Source organism: Microvirga mediterraneensis (assembly GCF_013520865.1).
GTDB classification, from domain to species: Bacteria; Pseudomonadota; Alphaproteobacteria; order Rhizobiales; family Beijerinckiaceae; genus Microvirga; species Microvirga mediterraneensis.
In genome coordinates this window covers 1-11,771 of the sequence record NZ_JACDXJ010000005.1, presented here as the reverse complement: position 1 = coordinate 11,771, position 11,771 = coordinate 1, and the positions used below count along the sequence as shown (strand labels likewise).

15 protein-coding genes are annotated in these 11,771 nt (G+C 65.9%); 8 read left to right on the top strand and 7 right to left on the bottom strand.

Features of this window, described 5'->3' with window-relative positions:
* The first annotated feature begins 53 nt into the window (after positions 1–53).
* Positions 54–416, top strand: coding sequence for a response regulator (locus H0S73_RS25320; RefSeq protein ID WP_181054990.1), 363 nt, complete (start codon positions 54–56; stop codon positions 414–416).
* Positions 417–422: 6 nt separating this feature from the next.
* Here H0S73_RS25320 and H0S73_RS25315 read toward each other — a convergent pair whose 3' ends face one another.
* The 4 genes from H0S73_RS25315 to H0S73_RS25300 form a co-directional block, all read right to left on the bottom strand.
* On the bottom strand, positions 423–635 hold the full coding sequence (locus H0S73_RS25315; RefSeq protein WP_181054989.1) for a hypothetical protein: 213 nt from the start codon (positions 633–635) through the stop codon (positions 423–425).
* 50 nt (positions 636–685) lie between these two features.
* Positions 686–1,048: a response regulator gene (locus tag H0S73_RS25310; protein WP_202050073.1), complete on the bottom strand. Its 363-nt coding sequence runs from the start codon at positions 1,046–1,048 to the stop codon at positions 686–688.
* A gap of 50 nt (positions 1,049–1,098) precedes the next feature.
* Positions 1,099–2,742, bottom strand: a complete 1,644-nt coding sequence (locus tag H0S73_RS25305) for a type II toxin-antitoxin system ParD family antitoxin (protein WP_181054988.1) — start codon at positions 2,740–2,742, stop codon at positions 1,099–1,101.
* A 110-nt stretch (positions 2,743–2,852) separates the two neighbouring features.
* On the bottom strand, positions 2,853–3,083 hold the full coding sequence (locus tag H0S73_RS25300; RefSeq protein WP_181054987.1) for a DUF6894 family protein: 231 nt from the start codon (positions 3,081–3,083) through the stop codon (positions 2,853–2,855).
* A 627-nt stretch (positions 3,084–3,710) separates the two neighbouring features.
* Between H0S73_RS25300 and H0S73_RS25295 the strand changes: the two genes are divergently transcribed.
* Positions 3,711–5,630: a hypothetical protein gene (locus H0S73_RS25295; RefSeq protein WP_181054986.1), complete on the top strand. Its 1,920-nt coding sequence runs from the start codon at positions 3,711–3,713 to the stop codon at positions 5,628–5,630.
* A 339-nt stretch (positions 5,631–5,969) separates the two neighbouring features.
* Here H0S73_RS25295 and traI read toward each other — a convergent pair whose 3' ends face one another.
* Positions 5,970–7,628: a TraI/MobA(P) family conjugative relaxase gene (gene traI / locus H0S73_RS25290; protein ID WP_181054985.1), complete on the bottom strand. Its 1,659-nt coding sequence runs from the start codon at positions 7,626–7,628 to the stop codon at positions 5,970–5,972.
* Positions 7,625–7,924, bottom strand: a complete 300-nt coding sequence (locus H0S73_RS25285; RefSeq protein WP_181054984.1) for a plasmid mobilization protein — start codon at positions 7,922–7,924, stop codon at positions 7,625–7,627. The genes traI and H0S73_RS25285 overlap by 4 nt, the downstream gene beginning before the upstream one ends.
* A 270-nt stretch (positions 7,925–8,194) precedes the next feature.
* On the opposite strand from H0S73_RS25285, the gene H0S73_RS25280 reads away from it, so the two are divergent.
* From H0S73_RS25280 to H0S73_RS25255, 6 genes are all read left to right on the top strand, one after another.
* Positions 8,195–8,569 (top strand): protein mobC, encoded by a 375-nt coding sequence (locus H0S73_RS25280; RefSeq protein ID WP_181054983.1) that lies wholly within the window; start codon positions 8,195–8,197, stop codon positions 8,567–8,569.
* A gap of 2 nt (positions 8,570–8,571) precedes the next feature.
* Positions 8,572–9,252, top strand: a complete 681-nt coding sequence (locus tag H0S73_RS25275; RefSeq protein WP_181054982.1) for a P-loop NTPase family protein — start codon at positions 8,572–8,574, stop codon at positions 9,250–9,252.
* A 2-nt stretch (positions 9,253–9,254) separates the two neighbouring features.
* Complete coding sequence (locus H0S73_RS25270) at positions 9,255–9,881, top strand: DUF6753 family protein (RefSeq protein ID WP_181054981.1); 627 nt, start codon at positions 9,255–9,257, stop codon at positions 9,879–9,881.
* A 55-nt stretch (positions 9,882–9,936) separates the two neighbouring features.
* The gene (locus H0S73_RS25265; RefSeq protein ID WP_181054980.1) at positions 9,937–10,266 is read left to right on the top strand and encodes a CopG family ribbon-helix-helix protein; all 330 of its coding nucleotides are present in this window, start codon (positions 9,937–9,939) and stop codon (positions 10,264–10,266) included.
* On the top strand, positions 10,256–10,540 hold the full coding sequence (locus H0S73_RS25260) for a type II toxin-antitoxin system RelE/ParE family toxin (RefSeq protein WP_181054979.1): 285 nt from the start codon (positions 10,256–10,258) through the stop codon (positions 10,538–10,540). Before H0S73_RS25265 ends, H0S73_RS25260 begins: the two co-directional genes overlap by 11 nt.
* 124 nt (positions 10,541–10,664) lie before the next feature.
* Positions 10,665–11,090, top strand: coding sequence for an RNA polymerase sigma factor sigma-70 region 4 domain-containing protein (locus H0S73_RS25255; protein WP_181054978.1), 426 nt, complete (start codon positions 10,665–10,667; stop codon positions 11,088–11,090).
* An 87-nt stretch (positions 11,091–11,177) separates the two neighbouring features.
* Here H0S73_RS25255 and H0S73_RS25250 read toward each other — a convergent pair whose 3' ends face one another.
* Entirely contained in the window at positions 11,178–11,573 is a 396-nt protein-coding gene (locus H0S73_RS25250) for a PRC-barrel domain-containing protein (RefSeq protein ID WP_181054977.1), read from the bottom strand.
* Positions 11,574–11,771 lie beyond the last annotated feature (198 nt).

The following is an 11,771-nucleotide window of genomic DNA, read 5'->3' as shown; positions in this document are numbered from 1 at the left end:
CGCCGTCGACGGCGAGCCGCAGGGACATGCTCGCTCGAATGAAAAGATAACACATGCGCGTTTTGGTGGTCGATGACGAGGAGAGGGTCCGCGAGGTGATCGTCGAGGCTCTCGCCGATGAAGATATGGAGGTTCTTCAGGCGGGCAGCGGTGAGGAGGCCCTGCAATATCTCACTGCGGTGCCGCCGATCGATGTCCTGTTTACGGACATCCGCATGCCGGGTGGCATCAACGGCTGGGAGCTGGCGCGCCGCTTCCGTGTGGTGCTGCCTGGGGTCGGCGTTGTTTACGCTTCGGGGTTTGCCGAGGACCAGACGGGTTTGGTGCCAGGGGGCATTGTCTTGAACAAGCCGGCTCGGATTGCTCAACTCATGCCGGCAATCTTGGCATCGGTGAGGAGTGCACCGGCGGGATGAATCCGGTCAGGACCGGTCACGCGATTCGTCCGGCTCCTGGCTCATGCGGTCGATGGTTCGCGCCAGGTCAGCCTCGGCCTGGCCCAGGGCGCGCGAGCGGGCGATCTGGGCCTGCGTCTCCGCGATGGCCCGGTTGGCCTCGTCCATTGTCGTTTGGAACGAGCGGCGGTCCTGATCCGACTGGCTGGTGGAACCGTTTGGGGGAGGGGTCTGGCTCATGGTCGGTCGCAAAGGGGGCATGGGTTGAGACGGCCTCGGATTCCCAAGCTTTAGGCAGGGGCTATTTGGCTGGCAAGTTTCGCGATCAGATGCTGCGGGAATACCGGCTTCGTGTGCACCGGCAGGGCCGGATAGCGCGCCTTCAGGTCGGAGGGCAGCCCGACCCCGGTCTGGACCACCACCGGCACGCCGCCTTCGAGCAGCTGCACCGCAATCGGCGTCACCTCGCCGTCGCTCAGGTGCACGTCCAGGATGGCCCCTGAGACCGCGGTGGTTGCCAGAAGCGCGCGCGCCTCGGCAATGCTGGCCGCCGGGCCGACGACCTGTCCGCCCGCATCTTCGATGGAGAGGGCCAGGTCGAGAGCGATGAAGGGCTCGTCCTCGCAGACAAGGATGCACGCGCCATGGAGCAAAATAAAAATCCTATCCAGGGCAAGAACTTAGCGCCCTAAGCGTCAACAGGTCATTGAGAAAGGCGTTCCAGCGGCACGGTGACATGGACGGTGACGCCGTCCTGCCGCCAGTCATACTTGATTTGGCCGTGCAGCTGGCCGGCGATGCTCCGCTGCACCAGGCTGCTGCCGAATCCTTGGATCTGTGGCGGTGAGGTCAGGGCGGGGCCGTCCGTCTCCTCCCAGCGCAGATGCAGGTCGGTGTCCTTGACGTGCCAATCGACCCGGATGCAGCCTTTGGGCGCGGCGAGCGCGCCGTATTTGGCGGCGTTCGTGGCGGTCTCGTGCAAGGCCAGGGCGAGGCTGGTCACCGCATTGCCGCCCACCGGCACGGCGGGGCCGTCGATGATGATGCACTCCTGGTCCTTGGCCCGGGCTTCGTCGACGTAAGGCAGAAGAATCGTCTCGACCAGTTGGTCGAGGGTCGTGCGGTCCTGATCCTGCTCGGTGCCGATCAGCCCCGGACGGATGAGCTCGTTGGCCCGCGCCAGCGCATTGAGCCGCCCGTGCAGCACCTGGGCCATCTCCCGTGGGGTGCTGGCCGAGCGGGCGCTGATCGTCACCATGCCGCTGGCGATGGCGAACAGGTTCTTCACCCGGTGGTTCAGCTCGCGCAGCAGCAGCTTTTGCTTGTCCTCGCCTTCGACCCGCTCGGTGACGTCATAGCCCTCGACGAAGATCCCTGTGACGCGGCCGGTGCTGTCGCTGATCGGCTGGTAGACGAATTCGACGAAGCGCTCCTCGACGGGTCCGTGGGGCTGCCGCTGGAGCTTCACCGGCAGTGCATGGCCCCGGAACGGTTCGCCGCTTGTGAACACGGTGTCGAGCAGCTCGAGGAAGCCTTGGCCCTGGATCTCCGGCAGCGCCGTCCGAACCGGTTTGCCGATCACATCCCGGTGGCCGATCAGCTGGACGTAGGAGTCGTTGACGATCTCGAACACATGCTCGGGGCCGCGCAGCATTGCCATGAAGCCGGGCGCCTTCTGGAACAGGCTGCGGAAGCGCTCGCCCTCGGCCGCCACCCGCTGCTCGGCCAGCACCCGTTCCGTGGTTTCCACCACGATGGCCAGCACCCCGGCGGGCCGGCCGCTCTCGTCGAGCACCGGGCTGTAATCCAGGTTCATCCAGACCTGTTCGGCCCGGCCTTTCCGGTACAGCGTCAGCTCCTGGTCCTGGTAGGACAGCGTGCCGCCGCCCAAGACCACCTGCATGACGTGGTCGTTGAAATCGGCGACCTCGGGCCAGCCCTCGCGCACCTTCGCGCCGAGCAGGAGCGGATGGCGGCCGCCGGCGAACACCGAATAGGCGTCGTTGTAGATCATCACCCCGTCCGGACCCCACAGCAGCACGATGGGGATGGGCGAGCGCAGCAGGATGCCGACCGTGGTTTTCAGGCTCTGTGGCCAGGTGGCGAGCGGGCCAAGCGCGGTGCGCGACCAGTCGTGGGCCCGCATCAGCCGGCCCATTTCGCTGCCGTCGTCGAGGAAGCTGAGGTCGCAAGGGGCGGGCGCGGTGCCCTTCGGCTGATCCTTCCGGCTCTCCTGGGTCAGGGTCCGCAGGCCGGCCCGCACCACCTCGCTGGCGCTGCGGTACTCGCCGGACTGGACTTTATCCGCGATGAAGGCCGCCCATTCGGGCGTGAGGGAGACGTTCAAGGAAGACTTCGAGGGCATGGCAGCAGGGGGGGTAGGGGTGCGAAACTTCGGCACCCGTTGTACCGCAAGCTGAAGCGTGCGCAAGCGCGGCCTCTGGAAGCCGGGCGGCACTAATGCAAAGCCATGGCTTCGGTGGTCAGATTGATCGAGAACATAACGTGACCGGTCGAATCAGTTGCATCAAGGAACCAGCCGTTCCAGCTGTCGCTGTCGCCTTCGTCACGCAGCTCTTGCAGCACGGTCAGGGCGACAGAATAGGCCTGGTGAGCACTGGCGACTTCGACACCCGTGGTGTCGAGGAGGTGCTCGGTCGCACTGACCAGATGGAAGTAACATCTCATGCGGCCGCCTCGCTACAACCACAGCCGCGTCGACTGCCATTATAGCGGAGCTGGCTTCCAAGGCCAGGATGACCGCTGTTATGAAACCGCCCGGTTCCGCTCCATCGGGCGAGGCTTAACCAACCGCAGCGAGGTCACATGAGCTACAACGGTCACGAGAAGCCGTATCCGGACTGGTTCCCCCCGGTGCTGCTCATTGGGGCGCTGGTGATCGGGGCCGCCGTCTATGGGGTGATAGGCTGAAGGCCACCCTGGCCTGACGGCGTGACGGCCCCGCTTCACGCTCAGGTTATTTCCTGTTAAGCATGACGGTGCAGCCGAGCGGTTCGGCTGTGCCTGCATCGCGATTCGAGAAGGTGGTGCGGGGTGATCGATGCGACTGCATCGCGTGAAGGTTTGGCGGCCATAGCGCGACGAGGAGCATCACAACATGGAGTAGATCGTTGCTCAAAGAGCATCGACCACCCGCACAGCTGGTTATAGCGCGTCCCGCTCCGGAAGGGAATCGGGAATCTGCGCGCCGGCCCCTCCTGCCGCCAGGAAAGGCGGCATGCGGTGGGCGAGGCTAGGCGCAAGGCGAGGCCTCCGCGGCCGTTTCAAGTCCAGCTGGAACCCGGCTCCACCGGGGTGATCGCGAGCATTGATCGCGAGACGCTGCTCGCCGTCCTGACCGGCACGGACGCCGGCGACCAGGCGCTTGGGGAGCAGGCGAGGCTTGCCCTCTACGAGCGCACCGTCACCATGGCCGAGCGGATCACCCGCGGGGCGGCGAGCCTCGGCCTCGTCGATCCACGGACGGGTGAGCTCTGGACTGCTTGGCGGCCCGATCCGCAGCCGAAGCCGGTCTACGGCGTCGACGCGGCCGAGTGGGACACGCCGACGGGCCGCGCCGCCATGGTCAACATCGCCACCGGCGAGGCGGCCGAGAACGAATACATCAGGATGCGCAACCTCAATGTGCTGCCCGGCATCGGGCGGCGCAACAAGACCCAGATGAAGAGCCTCTTCCGGGTCTATTCCGCGCTCAAGCGGCAGGAGGGCTTGCGCATGACGCACCTCACCGCCTCCTTCCGCTTCACGGGGCTCTACGATGTCCGCAGGGGCTGCCGCCGTCTGTCACGCAACCTGTCACGGGTGGTTTGGCCAACGATGCGCGGGGTCGCGGCCGAGTTCGGCACCCGCTTCGACCCGTCGCTCGTCGCGACCGAGGTCAAGTACAAGGGCAGGTGCCCCGACAGCCGTCTCCCGCTCTTCCACATCCACGCCCATGCGCCGGCCCTCCACGAATGGATGGAGGAGGGCAAGTGGCACGATTTTCTCGCTCGCATCCATGCCGCTGCGCCCGGCGATCTCAACGTGCATGCCAAGTACGTGAAGGGCGACCTGGCCGACGAGGTCGTCAAGTACTGCTTCGACGACACCAAGGACAACGACGAGAACAACCCCAACGACGGCACCGACGGCTATGCCAGGAACCTGCTCGCCGATCCCCTGACCGACGAGGAGCTGGCGGTGCTCTCGATGGAGCTCTACCGGCTCCAGATGCACCGCAAGCTCGGGGGGTTCTTGGACTGGTCGAAGCAGTTCCGGCCCGAGGACATCGAGGTGAAGCGGCCTGACGGGACCATCGAGCTGGTCAAGAAGCCCGCCAAGCACCTGAAGTTCGTGCAGGCGGGCGAGGGTATGGCCAAGGTCTACGTCATGCCTGGGGTCAGGGTCACGCGCCCGGAATCGGAAGGGGTGCGCTTTGATGCCGTCATGGCCGAAGTGCCGCCGTCGGCGCGCGGAGCCCGCTTCCGGGCCCCTGCGGTGCTGGTCGCGAACTACACCGGCAAGCTCGCCGGCGACGACATCCTGCGGGCCTGGGACGCCCCCCGCACCGGCTACGTCGACTATGTCCGCTCGATCTACAACGCCCGCGTTCCCGAGGCCTCCCGCTCGGCCATCCTCGACCCGGCCATCGCCCGCATCGCCACCATGCACGAGCGCCCGGACGAGGTGCCCGAGGTCCGGGGCCATCCCGTCGTGACCGTCGCGCCCGCCATCGCGGGCGAGGAGCGCAAGGGGCCGTGGTCGGAGAGCTACCAGGCCGCGACCGTGCCGCCGGCCGGCTTCGACCGCGTGGAGCGGGTCGGCCTCGAGTACGACAGGACTGGCGCGCGCGTCCGCTGCCGGGCCGTCTGGCGGGTCTGGCGCAAGGCCGTGACGGTGGTCGACCAAGGCCGTTTCGTTGAGGCTTATGGCCCGGCCGCCCCCGAGGACTGGTACGAGGAGCTGGGCGGGCGCTTCCTTTGTGACTTTGTAACAAAGGAATGCCGCGTCGAGCGCCTGCCCGACGGCCGGCCGTGCCTGGTCAACCTCAAGACCCTGCGCGTCGACGCCCGCAGCGCCGCCGCGCGCGCGCGGCGCATGATGCCGGACCGCCGAAAGGCGGGTTGGTCCAGTAAGGTGGCAGACATACACGATAACTGTCCGGATTTTCCGCGTTCCACCGTTGCAAATCGGACGCGCGAAGGTCCCCGCGCGCCGCCCTCCGTGGCCGCTTAGGTTCTTCCAGCGCGCAATACTGTTCCGAATCGGTGGGATCTGGTCCTTCTCGGGGAGAAGGGCAGGGCGGAGCCTTGCCCATGCCAAGCCAAGTCGCTGGCTGGGCGCGGCGTCACCCGTCAGGGCCGGAACGCAGTGGAGGAGCCGCGCAGCGGCTTGATGCCGGGACCGGGCAGTGACACCCCAATCAGGGATTGTTGGCGCGCAGCGCCTCGATCCGTTCGAGGATCAGGCGGCGATGGACATGGAGTTGCTCGCGTAGCTCCCGCAGGACGCGGAGGAATTCTTCAGCCTCGGCGCGGTGATTGTGGTCTTGTTGGAACGATGATCCGCTGGCAGCTATCGGCTGTATCCTCCCCGCTCGCGGCTCCGGTGAACCTTCTGCGTTTGTGATTGCGTGATGGTCTGCTCCTGCTTCAGCTCGTGAGCTTTCTGGATTGCCTTGAGATCGACGCCTTCGCCAGGGTCGCGGACCTGGATGCGGTGTGCGATGGCGAGTGTGGCCGCCCGCTGGCGGAACTCCAGGCTGCCCCGGAGTGCCACGCCGCCCCATTTCTCGTGCCCGATCTGCAGGGCAGCGAGGATGGCGGTGTCGTCGGTTTTGGCGAGGCCGATGGAACGGCCCCGGTCGACCAGATCGGTCCGGCCTTCGCGGCGGTAGTGCACCTCGCGCCCGACCGGAACCGCCTCGAAGGCCCTTACATCGGCACGGTTCGAGGGCTTTGGCTCCACCCATGAGACGCCCATGATCGCGGTTGACCGCAGGCGCTCGCGCCAGGCGTCGGCTTCTTTGGCGTGGCCGCCGAGGCGCAGCCAGGCCTCGTAGGATGGCAGGGGCGGGTGCCGCTCCCGCAGGTGCTCCCGTTCGGCCTGGTGCAGTTTGCGTTGCTCGGCTCGGTCGGCCTTTTGGGCGGCCGCGACGGCCGCCCTCATCGCGTTCAGGGCCTCGCCCCGGTTGCGCCAGACCCCGCGCAGGGCCTCTGTCCGCTGCTGGGCGTGCTTCCGCTTCAGCGCCTCGCGCTCGATCTCCTGCCGGGCCTTCAGCTTCTCAGTGGCGGCCTTCTTTTCGCGCAGCCAGGCGGCCCGCTGCTGCCAGTATTCCAGGAACCGCGCGGCGCTGAGTGACGGGGCCGGCATGGCCTGCTCTGGTGTGGCCGAGAGGGTCTTTTCCTGGACCTGTGTCTGTGCTGGCTCGTAGGGGCCGAGGCGTTTCGTGAGAGCTGTTAGTGAGGCTGAACGGTCGGCCCGGCTGGCTTTGATGGGCGTTTCGCCGACGAGGATTAGACCGCCTGATCCCTTCTTGATGTAGGATGCGCCGCGGTCCGCGAGGGCGGCGTGGAGCTGCTTCCAGGAGGCCGCTTCCCGGATGAGGGGAGCGAGATCCTCGATGGCGACCCGTTGCGCGGATCGCTCGCCTGTCCGGTGTTCGAAGTCGCGGGCTTTGCTGGTCGGATGGCGGTTCGTGTCGCGTTCTGCGGCGACCGCTTGGCCCTGGTCGTCGATCTGGAAGAGGGCCCGGGCCTCGGGCTCCCAACCCTGTTCCTTCTCGATGATCGCGACGGCCCGATGGGCCGCGTTGATGTCGAAGCCCTTGTTGATCTTCACGGCTCGTTCTGTCTCGGGATGGGTCCGGTTCAGGGCGATGTGCAGGTGCCGGACCCTGGTGTCGTCGTGCAAGGCCCAGATCGCTTGATGGCCCTCAAGTCCGAGTTCGCGCATGAAGATCCGGGCGGCCTCGTCGGCCTGCTCCGGCGTCGGCTTCTCGTGCTCCGGCCAGGACAGGATGAAGTGCGAAACCGGGTTCCTCGATCGGATCGCGCATTGTGCCAGCGCGGCCATCTCGGCGGTTTGGGCTTGCAATGATTCCGCGAAGAAACCCTCGCTGCCGATGTGGAGGGGGCGCTCCCCCTTCTCGGCGCGTGTGATGTACTCGACGATGGCTTTGGCGGATGCGGCGCGGCTCTTGCCGCCTCGGTCGGCGGAGCGCTTCACGATCATCGGGACAGCCTTTCGATGGCCTCGCGCACGGCCTGCAAGGCAGCTCCGGTTTGCGCTTTGTCGGCTCCGGTGGCGAAGGCCTGTTTGAACAGCCCGCCCAGGCGTCTCAGCTCGTTGAGCGTGGCGCGGTCAAGCGCGGTGTCGACGCGACGGCCGAGCGCGCGGCGGCGAACCAGCTCGGACACGGACAGGCCGGCGTCACCCGCTTGGCGCACGAGGTCCGCCTTCTCGTCCGGCGTGAGCCTCACGTTGACGATGGCATCGAGCTTGACCGGGCCGATAGGTTCGAAGGGCACGCGAAGCCTCCGGGTTGTGCCCGGACGCCTGCGAAAAGCGAAGCGCCGAGCGGGTGGGGGTCCAGGGGCTCGCCCCTGGCAGGTTGAGCCGTGGTGTGAGAAGCGCAAGCGCCGAACGCCCCGGCGTGCCTTGGCACCACATGCACTGCATGTGTATGACAAGGACCATCCTGCTACCAATTTAACACGCTACGTTTGGCAGCACAACGAAGCTGGACTATAATGCCGGACGAGGCAGCTTGAACACGGATGGCGATTCGGGAGAAGGCAATGGAATTCACGGAAGAGAAGGTCGCGGAGATCGCGAAGAAGCTGGAGGCGCTGCCTGCGGTGCAGCCGCCGCCACGCAAGCTGAATAAGCAGGAGGTGGTAACCTCGCTGCGCAAGGAGATCGAGGCGCTGCGGCAGCGCGGATATACGCTGGAGCACATTGCCGAGGTTCTGCGCGGTGAAGGCCTGGATATCGGCAGCACGACGCTCAAGAGCTACTTGACGCGGGCGAAGGGGAAGGCAAAGCCGAAGGCGAGGTCGGTATCGAAGAAGCCGACGGTGGTGACGAAGAAGGAGGCGGCTCCGAAGCAAGCCGTGGAGGCAAAGAAGCCGTTGGGTTCGTTTAAGATTAGGCCGGATCAGGAGGATCTGTGAGAATGAGCGGCGTGTACTTGGCTGGGGGCAGCAAGGGAGGGGTCGGCAAGTCGCTCGTCTCCATGGCGTTGTTGGACTATTTGGAGCAGAGCGGCGAGACACCGGTGCTGGTTGAGACGGACCAGAGCAACAGTGACGTGGCGAAGGCCTATCCGCACCTGCCGAGCCTGACGGTTGACCTGAACGTGGCGGATGGGTGGATCGATCTGGTGAACGCCCTGGAGGAGCAGGCAGATGCGCCGGTGGTGATCAACAGCGCGGCGGGATCGCTGCCGGGTATCATCGAGTATGGCGGGGGCCTCAAGGAGGCCGCCAAGGAACTCGGCCGGAGGCTAGTGATCGTGTGGCCGATCAACCGGGGCCGCGATAGCATCGAGGCGGCCAAGCTCGTCCATGACAGGATGCCGGGGGTGCCGTTCTACATCCTGCGCAACCTCTACTTCTCGCCGGCCAGCAAGTTCGAATTCTTCAACGCGACCAACCTGCGCAAGGCGCTGGAGGAGGCCGGCAGCGGCAAGGGTGGGGTGCTCGACTTTCCTGATCTGGCGGATCGCGTGGCGGATGCCTTCTATACGGATCGCAAGTCGATCCAGGCGGCCCGCGAAGGGATGCCCCTTGGCAACCGGGTCGAGCTCGACCGGTGGCGCGCGGAGGTCCGCAAGGTGATCGAGCGGCTGGTGTAGCGATGAAGGATGCCTTTGAGACCCTGGTGGGGCGTCCGATGAGCGATGCCGAGAGGCAGAAGCTGCTCAAGGTCCGGGATGCGCTCGGCATCCGGGACAATGATGCGCTCTGGTCTCTGATCATCGCCTTGGAATACTACCGCTCCTATCATGAGCGCATTCCGGCCAAGCTCGGCGCAGCCCTTGATGAGGCGCTGGTGAAGACCAAGGAGACGGCGGACGCCGTGATGGCGGCTTCCTCTCAGGAGGCCCTGAAGAAGCTGTCCGAATCCGTGGCCGGTGTGGCGCAGAAGGTTGCGGCGGATGCTGCCGGCACGAAGCAGCTCAGGGCCTTTGCCCTGGCTGTTGGCGTGTCCGTCCTGGCCCTGGCTGGGGTCTGGTGGCAGGCGAGCCGCTGGGGCTCCGAGAGGGGCTATGCCGAGGCCTATGCCATGGCCAGGGACGAGAAGGTGGCGGCCGAATGGGGCAACTCCGCCGACGGGCGGCTGGCGAAGCGTATGGCCGATACTGGGCTCCTGCGCCGGGTGGCCGAGTGCACTGGCGAGAAGTGGGTCAGGAAGCCGGCGTCTGACGGCCGCATGGCCTGCTTCGTCGACGTGGCCGGTGCGGGCGGCTGGTATTTGCCTTGAACCTTTAGGCGATGAATGTGTAATTACATAATCATCGCAATTTTGGAGGAAGGCTATGCCCCGCACCACCAGTTACCCAAAGGAGGAGAACTTCAACTTCCGGGTTCCCGCCGATCTCAAGGTGGCGTTCAAGACGGCGGCCGAGCTGGCCGACCGCTCCGCCGCGCAGGTGATCCGCGACTTCATGCGCGCCTATGTCGAGTGTGCCCGTGGCGAGCGGGAAATCCAGTCGGAGTCAGGGCATGACGAGTGGGTGCGCGGCCGTATCCAGGCGGCTTTGGATGACCCTCGCCCGGCTGTGCCGCATGATGCGGTCATGGGCCGGACGCGCGCCATCATCGACCAGATGGCGGCGGAGAAGCGTGGCGAACCGCATGAGGCTTGAGTGGCATCCCCTGGCCGAGGAGGATCTCGCCGGCATCGTGGTTTATATCGCCAACGATGATCCGGAGGCTGCCTACAGGATCCATGACGAGATCGCCGGCCAGGTGGCGGCCCTGGCCCGGCATCCTCTCATGGGCCGCGAGGGCCGTGTCGCTGGCACCCGCGAGCTCCCGATCAACCGCACCGCCTACGTCGTGGCTTACCGCATCGACGAGGAGGCCGTGACGGTGCTCCGGGTCTTCCATGGCGCGCGCAAGTGGCCGGAAGCCCTGTAGCGGGAGCCTGGTTGGTGGGCCTCTGGTAATCTTTCGTTAACCATGCGGCCGGTAGCGTTCCTGCTTTGTGAAGCCCCCTACGTAGCCGCCGACGACACCCGCTACAGCACCGGAGGTGTAGGCCGTGACGGAGTCGACCGTATGGATGAGCTATGCCGAGGCGGCTGAGGCGCTCGGCATTTCCGCTGCCTCCGTGAAACAGAAGGCGCGGCGGGGCCGCTGGCCGCGCCAAGTGGGCAATGACGGCAAGGCCAGGGTGGCGGTGCCGTCCGATCTGCTTGAGGTGAAGCAGGCGACGACACCGGCTACGAACCCGCCTACGTCACCGGATACGACACTGCCTACGTCGACGGTGTCGACGCCTCCTGTGAACCCGGTTCATGAGGCTCTCGCGCGGCTTGAGGGAGAGGTTGTGGGCCTGCGCTTGGCTCTCGATGCCGAGCGTCGGCGGGCCGATGCTGCTGAAGCCCGTGTGGTGGAGCTTCGGGAAGACCGCGACCGGTGGCATGGCCTGGCCGTGAGGCCCTGGTGGCGGCGGCTTGTCGGATAATTCACGGCTTGGACGTGGGAAGACGCCAGAACGCAAAAAAAAGGCCCCGCGAGGGGCCTTTTCCATGAAAGACGTGGCCGGGTTGGATCAGCGCTCCCAGCGACCTTCGTACTTGAACTCGGGCGCGGTCTTGAGCTGGTCCTTGCTGGCGTTCATCACCGCGTGCCATTTCTTGCCGTTCTCGTCGTAAGTGACCTTCACGGCGCTCGGGCGCACGATGACGTAGCGCTCGCCCATGCCGAGAAAACCGCCGACCGAGATGATGTAGCCGGACAGCTGGCCCTGCGAGAGGATCAGGTCCTTGATCTCGCCGATGGTCTCGTTGGCCTCGTTGGTGATGTTGAGGCCGATGAGGTTGGCGCTCAGCACGTCGGTTGGCTGCGCCTTGACGAACACCTCTTGTGTCGTGGTCACCGCCGTCTGGGCGGAGGAGGCCCCGGCGAGCATTGTCGTGGCGGCGAGGGCGATCAGGATCCTGCGCATTGGTTGACTCCGTTGCTGCGTGCTAGAGGCCGGACAATGCGTCCGAACGGCTAAGGTTCCGCCGTCTCCTCCGCCGTCGACGGCGAGCCGCAGGGACATGCTCGCTCGAATGAAAAGATAACACATGCGCGTTTTGGTGGTCGATGACGAGGAGAGGGTCCGCGAGGTGATCGTCGAGGCTCTCGCCGATGAAGATAT

Bases quoted from the DNA above. Each gene is read 5' to 3' on its own strand.
- H0S73_RS25265 (WP_181054980.1), top strand. From the start codon at position 9,937: ATGCCCCGCACCACCAGTTACCCAAAGGAGGAGAACTTCAACTTCCGG.
- H0S73_RS25280 (WP_181054983.1), top strand. From the start codon at position 8,195: ATGGAATTCACGGAAGAGAAGGTCGCGGAGATCGCGAAGAAGCTGGAG.
- H0S73_RS25260 (WP_181054979.1), top strand. From the start codon at position 10,256: ATGAGGCTTGAGTGGCATCCCCTGGCCGAGGAGGATCTCGCCGGCATC.
- H0S73_RS25315 (WP_181054989.1), bottom strand. From the start codon at position 635: ATGAGCCAGACCCCTCCCCCAAACGGTTCCACCAGCCAGTCGGATCAG.
- H0S73_RS25275 (WP_181054982.1), top strand. From the start codon at position 8,572: ATGAGCGGCGTGTACTTGGCTGGGGGCAGCAAGGGAGGGGTCGGCAAG.
- H0S73_RS25300 (WP_181054987.1), bottom strand. From the start codon at position 3,083: ATGAGATGTTACTTCCATCTGGTCAGTGCGACCGAGCACCTCCTCGAC.
- H0S73_RS25320 (WP_181054990.1), top strand. From the start codon at position 54: ATGCGCGTTTTGGTGGTCGATGACGAGGAGAGGGTCCGCGAGGTGATC.
- H0S73_RS25250 (WP_181054977.1), bottom strand. From the start codon at position 11,573: ATGCGCAGGATCCTGATCGCCCTCGCCGCCACGACAATGCTCGCCGGG.
- H0S73_RS25270 (WP_181054981.1), top strand. From the start codon at position 9,255: ATGAAGGATGCCTTTGAGACCCTGGTGGGGCGTCCGATGAGCGATGCC.
- traI (WP_181054985.1), bottom strand. From the start codon at position 7,628: ATGATCGTGAAGCGCTCCGCCGACCGAGGCGGCAAGAGCCGCGCCGCA.